Origin of the sequence: Sporomusa termitida (genome assembly GCF_007641255.1) — a bacterium.
GTDB lineage: Bacteria > Bacillota > Negativicutes > Sporomusales > Sporomusaceae > Sporomusa > Sporomusa termitida.
In genome coordinates this window covers 3,684,316-3,704,264 of record NZ_CP036259.1, presented here as the reverse complement: position 1 = coordinate 3,704,264, position 19,949 = coordinate 3,684,316, and the positions used below count along the sequence as shown (strand labels likewise).

Below are 19,949 nucleotides of genomic sequence, written 5' to 3'. Positions count from 1 at the left end.
CGGTGTACAGTTTGATTCTGAACTAACCAAAGTATTTATTGCGATATTGGCAAAGTTGCCGTAAGATAACTTGCACTTTCTTCGCCTGGTATGCTATAATTACTACGCATAAAGTGAAACTTACCTCCAGGGTGCTTAAAATGCCGGGCGAGGCGTAGTTGAACCTATCCAGGAGCTTGTTCCGGCTGGGTCTTTTGCATAACAGCAGGCGAGGCGGGACGAACAGCTAGCGGATAAATTAAGTGGCTGTAAAAGTGAGGTGCAAGACATGCAAGAAAAAATTCACCCTAATTTTAATGAAGCTAAGGTGGTTTGCGGCTGTGGCAATACATTCATAACCGGTTCAGTTAAAAAAGAACTGCGTGTAGATGTTTGCTCCAAGTGCCATCCGTTCTATACCGGTCAACAGCGCCAGATAGCTGCCGGCGGCCGTGTAGAAAGATTCAACAAGCGTTATGGCAGCAATACCCAGGAATAATTGCGGCTTGGCCAATTGAACAAGACAAAGGCAGCAGAGCAGGAATGCTCTGCTGTACTTATAAATAAAGGAGGGCGGGAGCATGAGTGAGAAAAAGCCTTTTGTCGGCGGCCAGGCAGTTATCGAAGGGGTTATGATGCGCGGGCCGGAATATATTGCTACTGCAGTTCGCGAACCGTCCGGCACTATCACTGTGCAAAAAGAGCGTCTGACCTCGATAACTGACCGTTATCCGGTATTAAAAAAGCCAATGCTGCGGGGTGTTGTGGCTTTATTTGAATCCCTGGTATACGGTATGAAAGCATTGTCATTTTCAGCTCAGGCGGCAGGTGAGGAAGAAGAAGCGCTGTCAACCAGGGAAATTGCCATGACGATGGTGTTCTCACTGAGTCTGGCGATTGTTCTGTTTGTCATCATTCCCACCTATGCGGCCAAGTATATTCATAGTGCGGTGACAGATTCCCGGTTGTTGAACACCTTTGAGGGGATTTTGCGGCTGGCGATTTTTTTCCTGTATATTCTGGGAATTTCCCTGATGAAAGACATTCAGCGCGTGTTTCAATATCACGGCGCCGAGCATAAAACTATTCACACTTATGAGGCCGGCCAGGAACTGACGGTGGAAAACATCAGGCGGCACAGCCGGCTGCATCCACGGTGCGGTACTAACTTTTTACTCATTGTAATGGTGGTCAGTATTGTACTGTTTGCTTTTCTCGGGTGGCCGGATCTGTGGCTGCGCATCTTGTCCCGGGTCATTCTATTGCCGGTAGTAGCCGGTATTGCTTATGAGATTATCCGGTTTGCCGGCCGGAGTCAGGCCCGATGGGTAGCCTGTGCCATTACCCCGGGCATGTGGCTGCAACATTTGACTACCCGTGAACCAAGTGACGACCAGATTGAAGTGGCCATTGCAGCCTTAAACGCTGTGCGCCCTGATGAAGACGTAGAGGTGAAGACAAATGCTTGATAAACTGCAGGCCCTTGAAGACAAGTTTCTGGAATTAGAGGGCCGAATCAGCGATCCTGCAGTTATGGCTGATATGGGTGAATGGCAGAAACTGACCAAAGCCCATAGTAAGATGGTCACTGTGGTTGAGAAATTCCGGGAATATAAGAAGACCAGGCAGGCGATTGATGACGCCCGCGACCTGATGAAAGACAAACTGGACGATGAGTTTCGTGAGCTGGTCGAAGCCGAATACACTGAGGCCAAAAGCAAAGTGGTTATGCAGGAGGAAGAGCTAAGAATTCTGCTTCTGCCCAAAGATCCCAATGATGACAAAAACGTGATTGTTGAAATCCGGGGCGGTGCCGGCGGTGACGAAGCAGCCCTGTTTGCCGGTGATTTATTCCGGATGTATACCAGATATGCCGAAACCCAAGGCTGGCGGGTCGAAATGCTTGATGCCAATGCCCCTGATCTGGGCGGCTTTAAGGAAGTTGTGTTTTCGATTCAGGGCGATGGCGCCTATTCCCGGCTTAAGTATGAAAGCGGTGTCCACCGTGTGCAACGGGTGCCGACAACCGAGTCGAGCGGCCGTATTCACACCTCAACCGTGACGGTGGCCGTATTGCCTGAAGCCGAGGATGTTGATATTGATGTCAATCCCAATGACCTCAGGATTGACACCTATTGTGCCAGTGGGGCCGGCGGCCAGCATGTTAATAAAACCGAATCGGCTGTGCGGATTATTCACTTGCCGACAGGGGTGGTTGTACAGTGCCAGGATGAAAAATCACAGCTTAAGAACCGCGACAAGGCTATGCGGGTGCTGCGGTCCAAGCTGCTGGAACTGGCGCAGGCCGAGCAGGCGGCTGAGGTGGCGGAAAACCGTAAGAGCCAGGTCGGCACAGGCGACCGCAGTGAACGGATCAGGACCTATAATTTCCCCCAGGGACGGGTGACCGACCATCGGATCGGGCTGACACTGCATAAACTGGATTTTGTTTTAAATGGCGATTTGGATGAACTCATTTCGGCGCTGGTGACAACGGGGCAAAGCGAGAAGCTAAAGGACGTAGAGTGAAATGGCTGAGCAGTGGACGATTAGTTCAATCTTAAACTGGACTAGGCAGTATTTTGGCGCCAAGGGGATTGACAACCCCCGTCTGGATGCCGAGGTACTGCTTTCCCATATCCTGGGTAAGGACAGGCTGTATTTATATACGAATTTTGATCAGCCCCTGACGCCGGCCGAGCTGACCGCTTACCGTGACGCTGTCAAACAGCGGGCGGTGCGGCTGCCGGTGGCCTATATCACCGGCTATAAGGAGTTTATGGGCCTGGACTTTGCCGTTAGTCCGGCGGTACTTGTCCCCCGGCCGGATACGGAAATCTTAGTGGCAGCAGCGCTTGACCGCCTGGCTGCCGGGCCGGACCCGTATGTTGCGGATTTGGGCACAGGCAGTGGCGCAATTATTGTCAGCATTCTGACCAAACTAATGACTGCCAGGGGCGTGGCTGTGGATATTTCGCCGGCGGCCCTGGCAACGGCACAAGCGAATGCCGGCCGGCACGGGGTTTTACCGCGGCTGATGTGTCGCCAGGGGGACCTGTTTGCCCCGCTGGCGGGCTGCAAGTTTGACGCTATCCTGTCCAATCCGCCTTATATCCCGGACAGAGATATTGCCGGGTTAAGCGCTGAGGTGCGGCGGGAACCCCGGCTGGCGCTGGCCGGGGGGCCGGACGGCCTGGATTTTTACCGCCGTATTGTGGACAGCGGGGCTGCCTATTTGCAGGCCGGCGGGTTTATCGCCGTCGAGGTTGGCGTTAACCAGGCGCGGCCGGTGGCGGCGCTGGCGAATACCGCCAGCAGGCTTACAGCAGCCGCCATTATCAAAGATTATGCCGGCATTGAGCGGGTAGTGGTATTTTCTTTAACATAACGATTCAGGGGTGACTCAACAGAACCGTCCGAAACTGCTGAAAAAGTGCCACTCGTCCTCGAATACATACTATATATAGTTGTCCAATATAATTTCATTCTCAATATATTGTAGGAAATCGGTTTTAATATTGACTTTTTCAGTGGTTACGAACCGTCCCCCTGAGTCTGTTGAGTCAGTGATCAATGGAGATGAATTGGAATTGCGTACTGTATATTATAAGGTGGACCCGGTTAATCCTGACCGGGGGGTATTGACGGCGGCAGCGCAGCTGCTGCGGCAGGGGGGGCTTGTGGCCTTTCCGACCGAGACTGTATACGGACTGGGGGCCAACGGCCTGGATGCCCGGGCGGTGGCCGGGATATTCAGGGCCAAGGGGCGGCCGGCCGATAATCCGCTTATTTTACATATTGATGCCCCCGGGCAGCTGGCTCAACTGGCGGCGGCCGTTCCTGCCAGTGCCCGGGCTTTAATTGACCGCTACTGGCCCGGCCCGCTTAGTGTGGTGGTACAGCGTCAGCCGCAGGTGCCGGATGCGGTTACCGGCGGGCTGGACACGGTGGCGGTGCGTCTGCCGGACTCCCTGATCGCCAGGGAGCTTATCCGGCTGGCCGGGGTACCGGTGGCGGCTCCCAGTGCCAACACGTCCGGCCGCCCGAGCCCGACAACGGCCCGGGCGGTGGAAACTGATCTGGCCGGCAGGATTGACGCCATTATCGACGCCGGTCCCTGTGAAATCGGGGTGGAGTCGACGGTTGTGGACTGTACCACGCCGGTGCCGACCCTGCTGCGGCCTGGCGGCATTACTTATGAAATGCTGCTGGCCGTGTTAGGGGCCGTCGAGATTGACCCGGCGCTGGCCGGTTCGCCGGCGGTTCCCCGTTCGCCCGGGATGAAATATACGCATTATGCACCGGCGGCACCCCTGTTTTTAATAGAAACAGGCCCGCAACACACCGCCGTGCTGCTGCTGCGGGAGATTACCCGGGCACTGGCGGCAGGTAAAACGGTGGGGGCCATTGTGTCGGCCGAGACCGCACCGGTATTGCCGGCCCCGGTCATAACCGCCGTGTATGGACCACAGGGCGGAGCCGGGGTTATTGCCGCCAACCTGTATAACGCGCTGCGGAGCTTTGATCATAAAGGGGTTGATGTTATTTATGCCGAGGGCATTGCTGAACAGGGACTGGGGCTGGCGGTAATGAACCGGCTGCGTAAAGCCTCCGGCTACCGCATTATCCGCGAATAGTACAAGCCATGCTTACATATTGCCCTTTGCCCACACATATATATTACCAGGTCTTGCGTGAGCTTCCGGCCACAGCCGGGTGGTTAAGCAGCCGATAGGGTAAAGGGGTGGAATAATGTTATGAGCATGTTCGAACTGTTCATCTTAAGCGCAGCTTTGGGTACTGACCTATTTTCAGTGGCCGTGCCGATTGGCATGAATAAGGTACGGCGGCTGGTTATTGTCCAGTCGGCCATTGTTTTTGCTTTATTTCACATTATCATGATCCTGACCGGCTACCATATCGGCCATTGGCTGGGCCATGTTGTGGAACATGTTGGCGCCTACCACATTGACTGGCCGGTGGCCAATGTGCAAAATTTTGCTACCATCATCGGCGCGGTGGTGTTGGCCGGCCTGGGCGTAAACATGATCAAGGAAAATATCAGCGGCTCCGAGGCGGCAGCGGCCGGCAATCCCTTACGCGGCGGCGCCCTCTTTATGCTTGCCGCCAGTGTCAGTATTGACGCCCTGGCCGCAGGGTTCAGCCTGGGAATGATTGACGTTGATTTATTGCGGCTGAGTATTATTCTGGGGGCCGTTATTTTTGTGATCGCCCTGATGGGCCTGGGACTGGGCCGCAAGCTGGGACGCTATATCGGCGAGAAGGCCGAACTGATCGGCGGCATTGTTTTACTCCTGCTGGGAGTGCATATTTTATGGACGACAATTTAGCCGTACTCAGCGGGTATGAGATAGTTTTTACGGACACAAAATAAAAGGGGGTTGATCGAGAATGTTCAAGATTGTGTTTGTATGTACAGGCAATACCTGCCGCAGCCCGATGGCGGCCGCGCTCCTGACTGAGCTGGCGGCCAGGGCCGGGCTGGCCGGCAGTATCCACGTTGAGTCGGCGGGAATTGCTGCCGGGCGTCAGCCGGCTTCGGCCGGGGCTCAGGCCGTAATGCGTCAGGCCGGCTTAAACCTGGACAAGCATTATTCCCGGCAACTGTCACTGGCCCAGCTTCAGAATGCCGACCTGATCCTGACGATGACACTGGCCCACAAGCAGACGGCGGCCAGTATGGCACCAGGTCTGGCCGGCAAGATATATACTTTGGCAGAACTGGCCGGCCAGGCCGGTGATGTCGTTGATCCGTACGGCGGCAGTGAGGTCCAGTACCGTAACTGTGCCCGGCAGATCCAACAATACCTGCAGGCCGCCTGGGGAAAAATTGTCACTTTGGCAGGAAAAAAGTAATTCACGTGGAAAAGGTGAAAGATCCGCAAATTTTATAATATAGGAAGTGTTACGCAATGAAGCTAGCCATTGGCAGCGACCACGGTGGTTTCCGCCTCAAGGAGGAGATTAAAGCCCTGTTGACTGAACTGCAGGTCGACAGCCACGATTTCGGTACATATACGGCTGAATCTGTTGATTATCCCGATATTGCCTGCCAGATAGCCCAGGCGGTAGCCGGCGGCGAGTATGAGCGGGGCATTATTATTTGCGGTACCGGGATTGGTGTAAATATTGCTGCCAACAAGGTTAAGGGGATCAGGGCGGCGCTGTGCCATGATGTTTTTTCCGCCCGGATGGCCCGCGAGCATAATGATGCCAACATCCTGAACCTGGGTGAGCGGGTCATTGGTGCCGGTTTGGCTAGGATGATTGTCGAGATGTGGCTGAGAACAGAATTTGCCGGCGGGCGCCATACCTGCCGGGTCGAAAAAATCATGGATCTGGAAAAAGCGCAGAAGTAATGGAGTGGTAACCCATGGACACAGACTTGTCGATGATTGGCCGGCAGACGATGCAGGCGGCGGAAGAGCTGCTGAAGACGGCCGGGCTGCAGCCGGGACAAATTCTGGTGGTAGGGTGCAGTACCAGCGAGGTGCAGGGAGCCCGGATCGGCTCCTATGGCTCGGATGTGGTCGCGGCCCGGATTTTAGCGAGCCTGCAGAAAATTTGTTCCTGGTATCAGGTGGCGCTGGCCATCCAGTGTTGTGAGCACCTTAACCGGGCGCTGGTTGTAGAGCAGGCTGTGGCTTCACAATACCGTCTGGACGAGGTGACTGTTATTCCGGTTGCCAAGGCCGGCGGGGCGCTGGCGGCTATGGCGATGCGCAAATTTGCCAAGCCGGTGGTGGTGGAAGCGATTATTGCCCATGCCGGTCTTGATATCGGCAGTACCCTTATCGGCATGCATATCAAGAAAGTTGCTATTCCGGTACGGTTAGCGCAGCGGAATATCGGCGAGGCTTATTTGACGGCTGCGCGCACCCGGCCTAAGTTAATCGGCGGGGCGCGGGCCGTTTATGAGCTGTGCTAACAAAATAATTTTTGCTTTATTTGAGGAGGAAATAGTTATGACAATACTTGCAGGAGTGGACCCGGAAATAGCAGGAGCCATTGAGCTTGAACGCAAACGCCAGCAAAACAAGCTGGAACTTATTGCCTCGGAGAACTTTGTCAGCAAAGCCGTAATGGAGGCCCAGGGATCGGTACTTACCAACAAGTATGCCGAAGGTTATCCGGGGCATCGTTATTATGGCGGCTGCGAGCATGTCGACATTGTTGAACAGCTAGCGATTGACAGGGCCAAAGAGCTGTTTGGTGCTGAGCATGTTAACGTGCAGGCCCATTCGGGGGCCCAGGCAAATACGGCTGTATATTTTGCTTTTTTGAAGCCCGGTGATACCATTTTGGGGATGAATCTGGCCCATGGCGGTCATCTGACCCATGGCAGCCCCGTGAATATCTCCGGTCAGTATTTTAATGTTGTTGCCTATGGCGTTGATGATGTTACCCATCGCATTAACTATGATCAGGTGGCCGAACTGGCCAAAACGCACAAGCCTAAAATGCTGGTGGCCGGCGCCAGCTCTTATTCCCGGGTGATCGATTTTGCACGGCTGGGCCAGATTGCCCGTGATGCCGGGGCTTTGTTTATGGTTGACATGGCCCATATTGCCGGTCTGGTGGCCGCCGGTTATCATCCCAGTCCTGTGCCTCATGCCGATATTGTTACCACCACGACGCACAAGACCCTGCGCGGCCCGCGGGGCGGCATGATCCTGTGCCGGGCCCAGTATGCCAAGGCTATTAATAAAGCAATATTCCCCGGCATTCAGGGGGGGCCGTTAATGCATGTGATTGCCGCTAAGGCCGTGTCTTTCAAAGAAGCACTCAGTGAGGAGTTCCGCCGGTATCAGGGACAAATCGTGAAAAATGCTCAGGCTCTGGCCGAACGCCTGAAACAGAACGGTTTTACCCTGGTGTCGGGCGGTACCGACAATCATCTGATGCTTGTCGATCTGCGGACCCAGAAGATTACCGGCAAGCAGGCTGAACATCTCCTCGACGAGATCGGGGTTACGGTCAATAAAAACGCAATTCCGAACGACCCGGCCAGCCCGATGGTTACAAGCGGTATCCGGATCGGTGTCCCGGCCGTCACCTCCCGGGGCATGACGGAGCAGGATATGGTGGTTATCGGGGACATTATCTCTATGACGCTGACCAAGCCGGAAGACAGTGAAACTCAGGCTAAAGCCCGTTCCCTGGTGGCCGGCTTGTGCCGTAAATATCCTCTCTACGCATAAACGGCGAGGCTGGGGTCTGAGGAAAAATAAGGAGAGATAACCATGCAGGTAAAAGTAATCGATCATCCCCTGATTCAGCATAAATTGTCGCTGATCCGCGATGTAAGAACAGGGACCAAGGAGTTCCGGGAGCTGTTAGAGGAAGTGGCGATGCTGATGGCCTATGAACTGACCCGGAATATGCCGCTGGAGGAGACTCAGGTCGAAACGCCGCTGACAACCTGCACCTGCAAGATGCTGTCAGGCAAAAAAATTGGTATAGTGCCGATTCTGCGGGCCGGCCTGGGGATGGTAAACGGTATTGTGAAGCTGATCCCGGCCGCCAAGGTGGGACATATTGGTTTGTACCGTGACCATGAAACCCTGAAGCCTGTGGAATATTATTGCAAATTGCCTACCGATGTGGCTGAGCGCGAACTCATTGTCATTGATCCGATGCTGGCGACAGGCGGTTCCTCGGTGGCGGCGATTGATATGCTGAAAGCCAAAGGTGCCAGACATATAAAACTGATGTGCCTGGTAGCTGCGCCGGAAGGCGTTAACCTGGTTAATGACCATCACCCTGATGTTGAGGTGTATGTTGCGGCTGTTGACAGTCATCTCAATGAAAATGGTTATATTGTGCCCGGGCTGGGGGATGCGGGTGACCGTATTTTTGGTACAAAGTAAGGGCATTTTATACCCGGGCCGGGAATACATTGTTATTACACTGTTTGGCCAAGGGGGTAGAGGAAAATGAAGGAAAAACCGGACCTTGTCCGTCCCACCTGGGATGAATATTTTATGGAGATTACCAAGGTGGTGGCCACCAGGTCTACCTGCTTGCGCCGCCAGATTGGGGCGGTGATTGTTAAGGAACAGCGGTTATTAGCCAGCGGTTATAATGGCGCACCCTGCGGCCTGGCCCACTGTGGAGAAACCGGCTGTGTCCGCGCCGACAACCAGATCCCCTCCGGTGAGCGGCAGGAGCTTTGCCGCGGTCTTCATGCCGAGCAAAGTGCTGTTGTTCAGGCTGCTATGTATGGGGTTTCTATTCGGGGCGCGACCATTTATTCTACCCACCAGCCCTGTTCGGCCTGTACCAAAATTATTGTAAATGCCGGTATTAAGCGGGTTGTTTATCAATACAGCTATCCTGACAAACTGGCTGAACAACTGATTGGCGAAGCCGGAATTGAATGTGTTTGTTTCGGTTAGTTAGAAGCCGCTGCGCCTGATTGAGGCAGCAGCGGTTTTTCATGGACAGGAATTATAGCCTCTTGCCGATGAGGTTAAGAACGGCTAGTGCCTTGGCACAGTTAGATGTTAGTTTTAGACAACGTAGATTTTTTCGCAATGCAAGGCGGAGGAGCCGCGCAGATCGGCAATCTGTAAGGCGACGACAACGAAGCAGTGCGGGAAAAGATGCGTTGTATAACCTAACATTTGACTTTGTCAAGGCACTAGGGCCTCGGCCGGTGCCCGCAAGTACCTGGCAAAAGCCGGATTTTTCACATTACCCAGGAAAAATCGCGGCTTAAAAGGGATTTTATCGGCTTGCGGCGAATTGAAATTCATAATCTTAGGCCGGTTTGTTATCCGACTGGATGGTTGTACCGGCCTTGCTATAGGAGAATGTGCATGGTAGAAGCTATTTACTTACCCAAACTGGAGGCGCTGACGCCAACCCTTGACTCAACCCTGCTGAAGGCTATGGAAGAGGCCGGTGAACTGGCCCGGGCCGTGCTGAAGTTTATGCCCTGGGAGCAGCTGAGCCCGGCGGCATTAAGTGCGCAGCCGGAGGCCGTTGCCTTGCTCGCCGATGTTAAAGAAGAGCTTTTGGATGTTGCCCAGACTTGTGTGACCATGATTTTTGTCATGGAGGATTCCTTCGGTATTGATGCCGACAGTCTGATCGGTGAGCATCTGGCCAAACTGTTTGAAAAGGGATATATGTATGACGTAAGCCAGAGCTATTCGATTACCACAATAAAAAACCTGCATGGCGGCAACTTTAAGTACATCAGCCTGCCCCATCTGAATATCGAGGATGTCACCCTGCTGACAACCGTGTGCAAGATTCAGGAAGAACTTGGCGAACTGACCCAGTTTCTGGGCAAGCATGCCGGCGCGTCCGGGGAACAAGCCCGGCTCGACAGCAACGAGGTTAACCGGGGTGCGGCCCTGGAGCTTCTGGATGTCGCTCAGTGCTGCTTTACGATGATGTATATTCTGGCTGAACGGCATGCTGTAAGCATACCGGCCCTTGTGGCCACCCATGTGGATAAACTGCGCCATAAAGGCTACTGTTAAAAAAAAGGTATAAGGGCGCAATAAATCGAGGTATACTGCATATAGACGGCTCATATAGTTTTGGTAATTAAATACTACCGATACAGGATGATTTGGCGGTTAAGGGCTGATTGACAACTTTTATACAGATGAGGTACAATGAGTGTTGCGTAGAAAAGAGGTGTTAGCATTTGCAAACATATGTAGTGGCTTTTACTGTTGCCTTGGCAGCAGCTTACTTTATCACCCCTCATGTTAAGGATCTGGCCATTAAGGCCGGAGCGCTTGATGCTCCTGACGCCCGTAAAGTGCATACAATTCCAATCCCCCGGATGGGCGGACTGGCAATATATTTTGGTTTTGTGCTGGCTGTACTGTTCAGTATGCATATCACGCATGAACTCTGGGGGCTGCTGTTAGGCGGCACTGTTATTTTAGCAGTTGGTATTATTGACGATTTAAAGCAATTACCGGCAAAAGTTAAACTCTTAGGTCAGATTGTGGCTGCCGCTGTACTCATTATGTTTGATATTCGCATTGAATGGCTGACAAATCCATTTGGTGATATGATCTATGTTAATTATTTATCGATACCGCTCACGATTCTGTGGGTCGTCAGCCTGACCAATACCGTCAATCTGATTGACGGCCTTGACGGCCTGGCCGCCGGGGTATCGACAATCGCGTCGGTGACGATACTGTTAGTGGCGCTGGAGCAGGATTTCTGGACAGTGGCCATTTTAACGGCGGCCCTGGCCGGCAGTGCCCTTGGCTTTTTGCAGCATAACTTTAATCCCGCGAAAATTTTTATGGGTGATACGGGCAGCATGTTTTTGGGTTATATGCTTGCCGCTGTCTCCATCCTGGGGACGGTAAAAAGTGCGGCGACCATCGCCCTTGTTGTGCCGATCGTAGCCCTGGGGCTGCCAATTATGGATACCGCCTTTGCTATTATCCGGCGCTATATGAGCGGACGGCCGATATTTAAGCCGGATAAAGGACATTTTCATCATCGCCTGCTGGCGATGGGCTTAAGTCAGAAACAGGCTGTATTACTCATGTATGTGATCAGCGGCTGTCTGGGCGTAAGTGCTATTGCCCTGACGGCCGTAAGCAACGTGTATGCCGCCTTGATTTTACTGTCAATTATCACAGTCGCTATTCTGGGAGCTAAAAAGATTGGCGTGCTTAAAAACAATGAAGGTGTGTTGAAAAGCACCGATGTCAAAAGCCATTAGGCTTGAGTCGCGCTTATAACGCACATAAGGCGGGCAATCTTTGCCCGCTTTATGTTATCCCGTGGTGAAAGGGAACTTTTCCACTTGATGCCGACCGAGAGGAGAATTTTTATGTCCCGCATTAAAGTGATGACTGTTTTTGGTACCCGCCCGGAGGCGATAAAAATGGCGCCTGTTGTGCTGGAGTTAGCGAAATATCCTGAGGCTATCACCCCGGTGGTGGCTGTGACCGCCCAGCACCGGGAGATGCTTGATCAGGTACTGAAGCTGTTCAGGATTGCCCCTGATTATGATCTGGATATTATGTGCAAGGGACAGACCCTGTTCGATATTACCTGTCGGGCGATGTCCGGCCTTAATCAGGTGCTGGTTAAGGAAAAACCGGATATTGTACTGGTCCACGGTGATACCACCACCACCTTTGCCGGGGCCCTGGCGGCCTTTTATCACCAGACCACGGTCGGCCATGTTGAGGCCGGTCTGCGAACAGGCAATAAGCAGTCACCTTTTCCGGAGGAAATGAACCGCAAGCTGACCGGCTCGCTGGCTGACATGCATTTTGCCCCGACAATGACGGCCCGGCAGAATCTGCTGCAGGAAAATGTTGATCCCGGGGCTGTTGTTGTTACCGGCAATACGGTCATTGATGCGCTGATGGCCACTGTTGATGACGGCTACCACTTTACCAGCCGCCTGCTCCGGCATATTGACTATGCTAACCACAAGGTCATTCTGGTCACAACCCACCGGCGGGAAAACCTTGGTGAGCCAATGCGCCATGTATACCAGGCCCTGAAAGAGATTGTTATCGATCACGCTGATGTGGAAATTGTTTTTCCTGTACATAAAAATCCGCTTGTCCGGCAGGTAGTCCAGGAAGAACTGGGCGAACTGGACCGGGTGCACCTGATCGATCCGCTGGATTACCAGCCGTTTGCCAATTTAATTGCCAGATCTTATCTGGTGCTTACCGATTCGGGCGGCGTTCAGGAAGAAGCGCCGGCTCTCGGCAAGCCGGTATTGGTTTTGCGGGATACCACGGAACGCCCGGAGGCGGTAGCCGCAGGCACTGTTAAGCTGATCGGCACTGACCGGGACCGTGTTTATGCTGAAACCCGGCGTTTACTTATTGACGGCTGTGAATATCATAAAATGGCCAATGCCGTTAACCCCTATGGCGATGGCCAGGCAGCCCGGCGGATTGTCACCGCTATTTTACACAAATATGGGATAGTGAACAGTCGGCCCGATGAATTTGCATTTTACTGAATATGTGTAATTTTTATTATTTCCTGTATGTCTATGCAGGAATTTTGCCCGCCAATAGAGAATAAAACATATCGGATATTAGCCTATTTTTGGGGTTTTTGCCAAAATAATGTGGTGCTATATAATCGCTAAGATGCCTAATTGTAAGAGGTGAGGATATGCCTGGCAAAAATGACGGGCTATGGACAGCCTTTGGTCTAGCCGGATCTATCGGGCTTAATATGGTGGCATCTGTGGCTGTTGGCCTGTTTTTAGGCCGCTCTGCCGACCGGTTTTGGGATTCATCTCCCTGGTTTACGGTGGGGGGGATTGTGGTGGGCATGATTGCCGGGTTATGGGGCACCTATAAGAGGATTGTTAAATGAGACTGTAAAGGATACTTAGCCCAAGCCAAGCTTTGCTAAACAGTTTAGGAGGACAAGTGCTTAAAACCGGTTTTGCTGATGACTTCGCTGTGCAGATGCGGCGAACACTGGCTCATTTGGGGGCCTGGGTTTTTTTTATAACCTGTAGTGCCTTTATTACAGACAAAATATTTGTTATACCTGGCTTATTGACAGGCTGGTCGGGAAGTGTAATCTATTTTCTCCTGATGTGCCGCCGGGTAAAGAAAAGTGCTGAACTGCCACCTGGAAAGGCTGTCGCCTCCATGTGGGCCGGCTGGCTTATCCGGTTCAGTTTTGCCATTTCAATACTTGTTTTGTCAATATATGTGCCGGGTATTGATTTTTGGGCGGCAGTAGTGGGATTATTCTCACTTCATATAGTATTAATGGTTAATGCCGTAATTACCGTAATTACCGGACTTTTAGAAAACGTAAACAAGTCCAATTCTAAAATAGGAAAGGAGTGAAAGTGAAAGTATGGGACATGGTGGAGGAGGCCATGAGATTGGCGCACATAAGCTCGCGCAATTTGCCGGACTTACGTTTAATCTCGACACCTTATACATGACTTGGTTAACTATGGCGATTGTCATTTTTTTGGCAGTGATCGCCACACGCCGGGTAGAAATTGTCCCCCGTGGCTGGCAAAACATCCTGGAAATGGCAGTGACCGCCCTGTTAGACCAGATTGATAATAACATGGGTCCTAAAGGCAGAAAATTGGCACCGATTATTATTACGCTGTTTCTGTTTTTGCTAGTCGGTAATGAACTGGGCCTGGTACCGGGATTTACCTCACCGACCAATGATATTAATACAACACTGGGTTTAGCTCTGATGATAGTTGTGCTGGTACATGTTGTAGGAGCCATACACCGGGGGCCTGTCAGGTATTTCAAACATTTCTTTGAACCCTATATCCCCTTTGTTATTATCAATATTGTTGAAGAAGTGGCCAAGCCGATTACTTTATCCTTCCGTCTATTCGGTAATATTCTGGCTGGTGAGATTCTGCTCATCATCCTGGGCATGCTCGTGCCGTATGTTATTCCAACGGCATGGTTGGCCTTCAGTGTGTTCGTCGGGGTGGTACAGGCATTTATTTTTACGATATTGTCTGTTTCTTATCTGTCTAATTCATTAAAAGACGAACATTAGTTTTTTGCTACCTTTATGTACATAATTGAACAGAGGAAAAAGGAGGAATTTTTTGTGGAACAAGCTATTATTATTGCAGCCTCAGCCATTGGTGCGAGTTTGGCTATTGGCCTTGCCGCTATTGGTGCCGCTCTCGGTGACGGTGCGGTTACCGCTAAGGCCATTGAGGGTATGGCAAGACAACCGGAAGCAAAAGGGACTATTCTTGTAAACATGCTGATTTCAGTAGGTTTGATCGAGTCTATTCCTATTATCGCGGCGGTTATTGCCATTGTACTGGTATTTGCCAATCCGTTTATTAAGTAATCAAAGCGTTATCGGGCGTCTGGCAGAAGCCTATGCTGCTTTCTGCCAGCGCTCCCCTTATACGCCGGAAAGAGGAGGGGCCCTCAATTGGTTGACTTGAACGCGACGCTTATAGCGCAAATTATAAATTTTCTTATACTTGTTGCTATCTTAACTAAAGTGGCATACAAACCGCTGATGAAGGCGCTGGCTGACCGGCAGGCCAAAATTGCTGACAGTCTGGAAACAGCTGAACAGGAGAGGCAAGCTGCTGAGAAGCTCAGGCAGGAATATCTTGCTCAACTGGCCGAAGCTCGTACCCAGGCCCAGGTTATTGTTGAAAAGGCCGCCAAGCTGGCTGAACAAACCAAAGAAGAAATACTGAAAGAAGCCCGCGAAGAAAGCGCACGGCTGTTAAAAGTCACGCAGGAAGAAATTGCCCGTGAACGTGAGCTCGCCCTTGCCGAACTTAAAGGTGAGGTTGTTACGCTGGCGGTTGCCGCAGCTTCCAAAATTGTTTCCCAAAACATGGACGATGCTGCCAATGCCAGGATTGTTGAAGACTTTATCACAAACCTGGATGGTAAGAAAATAGGTGGTTTGCCATGCTAACCAATAAGTTGGCGCTCAAATATGCACAGGCCATATATGAAATTGCCAGCGAAAGAGCATTGCTCGACAATGTGGAGAAACAGCTCAGGCTGGTAGAGGCCACCATTGCCGGCCATACTGATTTGGCTACCCTTATGTATCATCCGCTGGTGCCGGCTGCTGCCAAGAAAGAAACGATCAACCGGGTTTTTGCCGGCGATTTGGACGGTTTTGTTCAAAGTTTCCTGCAGCTCCTGATTGATAAACGCCGCGAGCCCGCACTGCCGGCCATTATCCGTGAATTCATACGCCTGGCCAATGAGGCCAGGAATATTGCCGAGGCCGAAGTCTTTACTGCCAAGGAGCTCAGCGCCGGGCAGCTTGAGGCGCTGGCTGCCAAACTTAGCAGTGTTACCGGCAAGAGTATTGTACTCAAGACAACCATAGATCAAGAACTGCTGGGCGGTGTAGTTGTTAAAATCGGTGATAAACTGATTGACGGCAGCGTAGCCCGTCAGCTGAAAGCGCTGAAAGCAGCGCTTTTGACAAATCAAATCACTGCCGTATAGCCGCGGACTTTATCCGATGACCAGGCCGCTTTCGTCTCCCGCTTGCCAATGGGAGCGCCAACGGCTAAGTCCCTGGATAAGGTCGACTATAGTTCAGCAGGGTTATTTCCTGTCTGAAGCTGAGTCTACTTTATGATTGGGGTGAGATCTTAACTTATGAAAATGAGGCCAGAAGAAATAACGGCGATTATCAAACAACAGATTGAGCATTATCAGGTAGACCTCAATGTTGATGATGTCGGTACCGTTATTGAAGTAGGCGATGGTATCGCCCGGATCCACGGTTTGGAAAAGGCCATGGCCGGCGAATTATTAGAATTTCCGCATGAAGTATTTGGCATGGTCTTAAACCTGGAAGAAGATAATGTGGGTGCCGTGCTCCTGGGCGGCGAGATTTTGATCAAGGAAGGCGACACTGTCCGCCGGACCGGACGCATCATGCAGGTGCCGGTAGGCGAAGCCATGGTTGGCCGGGTTGTAAACGCCATTGGTCAGCCGATTGACGGCAAAGGCCCGATAAACACCACTGAGTTTCGTCCGGTTGAATACCATGCACCAGGCATTGCTGACAGACAGTCAGTAAAAGAGCCGCTCCAAACAGGCATTAAAGCAATTGACTCCATGGTACCGATCGGACGCGGTCAGCGCGAACTGATTATCGGTGACCGTGGTACCGGTAAAACGGCAATTGCTGTTGATACCATTATTAATCAAAAAGGCCAGGGGGTCATATGTATCTATGTGGCCATTGGCCAAAAAGCATCGACCGTGGCCCGGGTTGTTAAAACCCTGGAAGAGGCCGGTGCTATGGAGTACACCATTGTGGTCGCCGCCACCGCCTCTGACAGCGCGCCGCTGCAATATCTGGCGCCTTATGCCGGTGTCACTATGGGCGAGTACTTTATGTACAAAGGCGGCGCCGTATTGTGCGTGTATGATGATTTGTCCAAACACGCCACTGCTTACCGGGCCATGTCCCTGCTGCTGCGCCGTCCACCGGGACGTGAAGCCTATCCGGGTGACGTATTTTACCTGCATTCCCGCTTGTTGGAGCGGGCCGCGAAGCTGTCCAGTGAACTGGGCGGCGGTTCCATTACCGCGCTGCCGATTATCGAAACACTGGCCGGTGACGTGTCGGCCTACATACCGACGAACGTTATTTCGATTACCGACGGTCAGATATTCCTGGAAGGTGAGTTGTTCTATTCCGGGATTCGCCCGGCCATTAACGCCGGTCTGTCCGTATCCCGGGTAGGCGGCTCCGCCCAGATTAAAGCCATGAAACAGGTTGCCGGCCGTTTGCGTCTGGACCTGGCCCAATATCGTGAGCTGGCAGCCTTTGCCCAGTTCGGTTCCGACCTTGATAAATCCACCAAGGCCCAGCTTGACCGCGGCCAGCGGATGATGGAGATTCTGAAGCAGCCCCAATATGTGCCAATGGCTGTTGATGAACAGGTTATGGTTATCTATAGCGGGATCAACGGGTATCTTGATGATGTGCCGATTGAGGATGTTACTAAATTTGAACAGGACTTCCTGAAATTCATGCGCAGTAACTATGCGGAAGTGGCTAAAATTATCAGAGAAAAGAAAGCTCTTGATGCCGATACCGAAGCGGCCATTAAAAAAGCTGTGAAAGAATTTAAAGACACTTTTGTTAAAGTTGAAGCGGCGAGGTGATAATGCATGGCTAGCGCCAGAGATATCCGCCGTCGCATTAAAAGCGTAAAGAATATTCAGCAGATAACCAAAGCCATGAAAATGGTTGCCGCCGCCCGGTTGCGCCGGGCGCAGGAACGGGCCATTGCCAGCAAGCCTTATACCGATAAGATAAAAGAAGTGCTGACAAGTGTAGCTGCCAATATCCGGGATGCCTCCCACCCCCTGCTGGAGGTGCGGGAAGTTAAGCAAACTGCTTATCTGGTATTAAGTGCCGACAAGGGGCTGGCCGGGGCCTACTCGTCCAACCTGATGAAAGAGGTCTTACCACAGGTCCGCGGCAGAGACAACGCCAAACTGGTGACTGTGGGCCGTAAAGCCCGCGACTACTTTAAACGGCGTGGTTATACAATCGACGGCGAATATACCGGTTTCACGGAAAAACCGTCCTTTCAAGATGCGGTCATGCTAGCCCAGCTGATGGCTGAAAAGTTTGCGGCCGGTGAGTATGACGAAATTTATCTGGTTTACACCCATTTCTATTCGCCTATTAATCAGAAGCCAACAACAATCAAATTATTGCCGCTTGCCGGCATCGGCGAAGGGGATCAGACCCCCCAGACCGAGTACTTATTTGAGCCATCGGCCGCTGAGGTTCTTGGTCTGCTGCTGCCGCGTTACCTGGAAACAGTCATTTACGGGGCGCTGCTGCAAGCAGCGGCCAGCGAGCTGGGGGCCCGGATGACGGCGATGGGTTCGGCTACTGATAATGCGCAAGAACTTATTTCCAAACTGACCCTGAACTACAATAAGGTCCGTCAGGCCACCATTACTCGGGAAATATCCGAGATCGTCGGTGGCGCTGAGGCGCTTAAGTAGAAGGTCGAAGAAGTTAAGGAGGGGAAACCCTAGTGAATATCGGTAGAATTATTCAAGTTATCGGTCCTGTTATTGACGCTGAGTTTCCCCCGGAGAAACTGCCTGCCATATATAATGCCGTTACCATTGACGAAACCGTCGGTGATGTGCAGGTAAAACTGACAGCAGAGGTCATGCAGCACCTGGGCGATAATACCGTCCGTTGTGTAGCCATGTCCTCTACGGACGGTCTGACCCGCGGCATGAAAGCAGTAGATACCGGGGCGCCTATTAAAATACCGGTTGGCAAGGGAACTTTAGGCCGTGTATTTAACGTACTTGGTGAAACCGTTGATAAAAAGCCTGAGCCGGTTACGGCCGATGAGTATTGGCCAATCCACCGGCCGGCACCAAAGTTTGAAGACCAGGAAACCTCTACGCAGATCCTCGAAACAGGCATCAAGGTTGTTGACCTGATTGCCCCGTATGCGTTAGGCGGCAAGATTGGGTTGTTTGGCGGTGCCGGCGTAGGCAAAACGGTACTGATTATGGAACTGATCCGCAACATTGCCACCGAGCATGGCGGCTACTCGGTATTTGCCGGCGTAGGCGAACGTACCCGTGAAGGCAATGACCTATGGAACGAAATGATCGAATCAGGCGTTATCGATAAGACGGCGCTGGTATACGGTCAGATGAACGAACCGCCGGGAGCGCGGATGCGCGTAGGCCTTACCGGCCTGACAATGGCGGAATACTTCCGTGATGTCGGCGGCCAGGACGTACTGCTGTTCGTTGATAATATCTTCCGCTTTATCCAGGCCGGCTCCGAAGTTTCGGCCCTTCTGGGCCGGATGCCGTCAGCGGTTGGCTATCAGCCGACCCTGAGTACTGACGTCGGGGCCCTGCAGGAGCGGATCACCTCCACCAAAAAAGGTTCAATTACGTCGGTACAGGCCGTATATGTGCCGGCCGATGACCTGACAGATCCGGCGCCGGCAGCGACCTTTGCCCATCTTGACGCCACCACCGTATTGTCGCGTCAGATCTCGGAGCTTGGTATCTACCCGGCCGTTGACCCGCTGGATTCCACCTCCCGGATTATGGACCCCCATGTCTTAGGGGAAGAGCATTATCAGGTAGCCCGCGGTGTTCAGGAAGTGCTGCAGCGGTATAAAGAACTGCAGGATATTATTGCCATTCTGGGTATGGAAGAGTTGTCTGATGAAGACAGGCAGACCGTAGCCCGGGCCAGAAAAATCCAGAGATTCCTGAGTCAGCCGTTCTTTGTGGCCGAGGCATTTACCGGCACCCCCGGCAAGTATGTATCGCTCAAGGAAACGATCCGCGGCTTTAAGGAAATTTTAAGCGGCAAGCATGACGAGTTGCCGGAAACCGCGTTCTACATGGTAGGTACTATTGACGAGGCAGTGGAAAAGGCTCAAAAAATGAAGGGGGAATAAT

General features: G+C 52.2%; 24 protein-coding genes. All 24 read left to right on the top strand.

Annotation, left to right across the window (positions count from 1 at the left end; translation table 11 throughout):
- Positions 1 to 268: 268 nt before the first annotated feature.
- The 24 genes from rpmE to atpD all read left to right on the top strand — a co-directional run bounded on the left by rpmE (position 269) and on the right by atpD (position 19,948).
- The gene (gene rpmE / locus SPTER_RS17445) at positions 269 to 478 is read left to right on the top strand and encodes a 50S ribosomal protein L31 (RefSeq protein ID WP_144351552.1); all 210 of its coding nucleotides are present in this window, start codon (positions 269 to 271) and stop codon (positions 476 to 478) included.
- An 82-nt stretch (positions 479 to 560) separates the two neighbouring features.
- On the top strand, positions 561 to 1,448 hold the full coding sequence (locus SPTER_RS17440; RefSeq protein WP_144351551.1) for a DUF1385 domain-containing protein: 888 nt from the start codon (positions 561 to 563) through the stop codon (positions 1,446 to 1,448).
- Entirely contained in the window at positions 1,441 to 2,508 is a 1,068-nt protein-coding gene (gene prfA, locus SPTER_RS17435) for a peptide chain release factor 1 (RefSeq protein WP_144351550.1), read from the top strand. Before SPTER_RS17440 ends, prfA begins: the two co-directional genes overlap by 8 nt.
- A gap of 1 nt (position 2,509) precedes the next feature.
- Positions 2,510 to 3,367, top strand: coding sequence for a peptide chain release factor N(5)-glutamine methyltransferase (gene prmC, locus SPTER_RS17430; protein WP_144351549.1), 858 nt, complete (start codon positions 2,510 to 2,512; stop codon positions 3,365 to 3,367).
- Positions 3,368 to 3,569: 202 nt separating this feature from the next.
- Positions 3,570 to 4,616: an L-threonylcarbamoyladenylate synthase gene (locus SPTER_RS17425; protein ID WP_144352959.1), complete on the top strand. Its 1,047-nt coding sequence runs from the start codon at positions 3,570 to 3,572 to the stop codon at positions 4,614 to 4,616.
- A gap of 120 nt (positions 4,617 to 4,736) precedes the next feature.
- Entirely contained in the window at positions 4,737 to 5,330 is a 594-nt protein-coding gene (locus SPTER_RS17420) for a manganese efflux pump MntP (RefSeq protein ID WP_144351548.1), read from the top strand.
- Between the two features lie 61 nt (positions 5,331 to 5,391).
- A complete protein-coding gene (locus SPTER_RS17415; protein ID WP_144351547.1) occupies positions 5,392 to 5,856 on the top strand; it encodes a low molecular weight protein arginine phosphatase in 465 nt (154 codons plus the stop codon).
- A gap of 56 nt (positions 5,857 to 5,912) precedes the next feature.
- Positions 5,913 to 6,359, top strand: coding sequence for a ribose 5-phosphate isomerase B (gene rpiB / locus SPTER_RS17410; protein WP_144351546.1), 447 nt, complete (start codon positions 5,913 to 5,915; stop codon positions 6,357 to 6,359).
- A gap of 14 nt (positions 6,360 to 6,373) precedes the next feature.
- Complete coding sequence (locus SPTER_RS17405) at positions 6,374 to 6,928, top strand: TIGR01440 family protein (protein WP_144351545.1); 555 nt, start codon at positions 6,374 to 6,376, stop codon at positions 6,926 to 6,928.
- Between the two features lie 37 nt (positions 6,929 to 6,965).
- Complete coding sequence (locus SPTER_RS17400; RefSeq protein WP_144351544.1) at positions 6,966 to 8,201, top strand: serine hydroxymethyltransferase; 1,236 nt, start codon at positions 6,966 to 6,968, stop codon at positions 8,199 to 8,201.
- 42 nt (positions 8,202 to 8,243) lie between these two features.
- Positions 8,244 to 8,870, top strand: a complete 627-nt coding sequence (gene upp, locus SPTER_RS17395) for a uracil phosphoribosyltransferase (RefSeq protein ID WP_144351543.1) — start codon at positions 8,244 to 8,246, stop codon at positions 8,868 to 8,870.
- A gap of 66 nt (positions 8,871 to 8,936) precedes the next feature.
- Positions 8,937 to 9,398 (top strand): deoxycytidylate deaminase, encoded by a 462-nt coding sequence (locus tag SPTER_RS17390; RefSeq protein ID WP_144351542.1) that lies wholly within the window; start codon positions 8,937 to 8,939, stop codon positions 9,396 to 9,398.
- A 423-nt stretch (positions 9,399 to 9,821) separates the two neighbouring features.
- Positions 9,822 to 10,493: a nucleoside triphosphate pyrophosphohydrolase family protein gene (locus SPTER_RS17385; protein ID WP_144351541.1), complete on the top strand. Its 672-nt coding sequence runs from the start codon at positions 9,822 to 9,824 to the stop codon at positions 10,491 to 10,493.
- 170 nt (positions 10,494 to 10,663) lie between these two features.
- On the top strand, positions 10,664 to 11,710 hold the full coding sequence (locus SPTER_RS17380; protein WP_144351540.1) for an MraY family glycosyltransferase: 1,047 nt from the start codon (positions 10,664 to 10,666) through the stop codon (positions 11,708 to 11,710).
- Positions 11,711 to 11,821: 111 nt separating this feature from the next.
- Positions 11,822 to 12,979: a non-hydrolyzing UDP-N-acetylglucosamine 2-epimerase gene (wecB, locus tag SPTER_RS17375; protein ID WP_144351539.1), complete on the top strand. Its 1,158-nt coding sequence runs from the start codon at positions 11,822 to 11,824 to the stop codon at positions 12,977 to 12,979.
- Between the two features lie 158 nt (positions 12,980 to 13,137).
- Entirely contained in the window at positions 13,138 to 13,344 is a 207-nt protein-coding gene (locus tag SPTER_RS17370) for an AtpZ/AtpI family protein (RefSeq protein WP_144351538.1), read from the top strand.
- A gap of 56 nt (positions 13,345 to 13,400) precedes the next feature.
- Positions 13,401 to 13,832: an ATP synthase subunit I gene (locus SPTER_RS17365; protein ID WP_144351537.1), complete on the top strand. Its 432-nt coding sequence runs from the start codon at positions 13,401 to 13,403 to the stop codon at positions 13,830 to 13,832.
- Positions 13,833 to 13,842: 10 nt separating this feature from the next.
- The gene (gene atpB / locus SPTER_RS17360; RefSeq protein ID WP_144351536.1) at positions 13,843 to 14,523 is read left to right on the top strand and encodes a F0F1 ATP synthase subunit A; all 681 of its coding nucleotides are present in this window, start codon (positions 13,843 to 13,845) and stop codon (positions 14,521 to 14,523) included.
- 54 nt (positions 14,524 to 14,577) lie between these two features.
- Positions 14,578 to 14,829 carry a F0F1 ATP synthase subunit C gene (gene atpE / locus SPTER_RS17355; RefSeq protein ID WP_144351535.1) on the top strand — a complete coding sequence of 84 codons (252 nt, stop codon included), beginning with the start codon at positions 14,578 to 14,580 and terminating at the stop codon, positions 14,827 to 14,829.
- Positions 14,830 to 14,916: 87 nt separating this feature from the next.
- Positions 14,917 to 15,420: a F0F1 ATP synthase subunit B gene (gene atpF, locus SPTER_RS17350; protein WP_144351534.1), complete on the top strand. Its 504-nt coding sequence runs from the start codon at positions 14,917 to 14,919 to the stop codon at positions 15,418 to 15,420.
- A complete protein-coding gene (locus SPTER_RS17345; RefSeq protein ID WP_144351533.1) occupies positions 15,414 to 15,968 on the top strand; it encodes a F0F1 ATP synthase subunit delta in 555 nt (184 codons plus the stop codon). The genes atpF and SPTER_RS17345 overlap by 7 nt, the downstream gene beginning before the upstream one ends.
- Before the next feature lie 156 nt (positions 15,969 to 16,124).
- On the top strand, positions 16,125 to 17,648 hold the full coding sequence (gene atpA / locus SPTER_RS17340; protein WP_144351532.1) for a F0F1 ATP synthase subunit alpha: 1,524 nt from the start codon (positions 16,125 to 16,127) through the stop codon (positions 17,646 to 17,648).
- A 6-nt stretch (positions 17,649 to 17,654) separates the two neighbouring features.
- Positions 17,655 to 18,506, top strand: a complete 852-nt coding sequence (gene atpG / locus SPTER_RS17335; RefSeq protein ID WP_144351531.1) for an ATP synthase F1 subunit gamma — start codon at positions 17,655 to 17,657, stop codon at positions 18,504 to 18,506.
- Between the two features lie 32 nt (positions 18,507 to 18,538).
- Positions 18,539 to 19,948 carry a F0F1 ATP synthase subunit beta gene (gene atpD, locus SPTER_RS17330; RefSeq protein ID WP_144351530.1) on the top strand — a complete coding sequence of 470 codons (1,410 nt, stop codon included), beginning with the start codon at positions 18,539 to 18,541 and terminating at the stop codon, positions 19,946 to 19,948.
- The last annotated feature ends 1 nt before the right edge of the window (position 19,949 follow it).

Coding starts and splice junctions, on each gene's coding strand:
- rpmE (WP_144351552.1), top strand. CDS start 269: ATGCAAGAAAAAATTCACCCTAATTTTAATGAAGCTAAGGTGGTTTGC.
- SPTER_RS17440 (WP_144351551.1), top strand. CDS start 561: ATGAGTGAGAAAAAGCCTTTTGTCGGCGGCCAGGCAGTTATCGAAGGG.
- prfA (WP_144351550.1), top strand. CDS start 1,441: ATGCTTGATAAACTGCAGGCCCTTGAAGACAAGTTTCTGGAATTAGAG.
- prmC (WP_144351549.1), top strand. CDS start 2,510: ATGGCTGAGCAGTGGACGATTAGTTCAATCTTAAACTGGACTAGGCAG.
- SPTER_RS17420 (WP_144351548.1), top strand. CDS start 4,737: ATGAGCATGTTCGAACTGTTCATCTTAAGCGCAGCTTTGGGTACTGAC.
- SPTER_RS17415 (WP_144351547.1), top strand. CDS start 5,392: ATGTTCAAGATTGTGTTTGTATGTACAGGCAATACCTGCCGCAGCCCG.
- rpiB (WP_144351546.1), top strand. CDS start 5,913: ATGAAGCTAGCCATTGGCAGCGACCACGGTGGTTTCCGCCTCAAGGAG.
- SPTER_RS17405 (WP_144351545.1), top strand. CDS start 6,374: ATGGACACAGACTTGTCGATGATTGGCCGGCAGACGATGCAGGCGGCG.
- SPTER_RS17400 (WP_144351544.1), top strand. CDS start 6,966: ATGACAATACTTGCAGGAGTGGACCCGGAAATAGCAGGAGCCATTGAG.
- upp (WP_144351543.1), top strand. CDS start 8,244: ATGCAGGTAAAAGTAATCGATCATCCCCTGATTCAGCATAAATTGTCG.
- SPTER_RS17390 (WP_144351542.1), top strand. CDS start 8,937: ATGAAGGAAAAACCGGACCTTGTCCGTCCCACCTGGGATGAATATTTT.
- SPTER_RS17385 (WP_144351541.1), top strand. CDS start 9,822: ATGGTAGAAGCTATTTACTTACCCAAACTGGAGGCGCTGACGCCAACC.
- wecB (WP_144351539.1), top strand. CDS start 11,822: ATGTCCCGCATTAAAGTGATGACTGTTTTTGGTACCCGCCCGGAGGCG.
- SPTER_RS17370 (WP_144351538.1), top strand. CDS start 13,138: ATGCCTGGCAAAAATGACGGGCTATGGACAGCCTTTGGTCTAGCCGGA.
- atpB (WP_144351536.1), top strand. CDS start 13,843: ATGGGACATGGTGGAGGAGGCCATGAGATTGGCGCACATAAGCTCGCG.
- SPTER_RS17345 (WP_144351533.1), top strand. CDS start 15,414: ATGCTAACCAATAAGTTGGCGCTCAAATATGCACAGGCCATATATGAA.
- atpA (WP_144351532.1), top strand. CDS start 16,125: ATGAAAATGAGGCCAGAAGAAATAACGGCGATTATCAAACAACAGATT.
- atpG (WP_144351531.1), top strand. CDS start 17,655: ATGGCTAGCGCCAGAGATATCCGCCGTCGCATTAAAAGCGTAAAGAAT.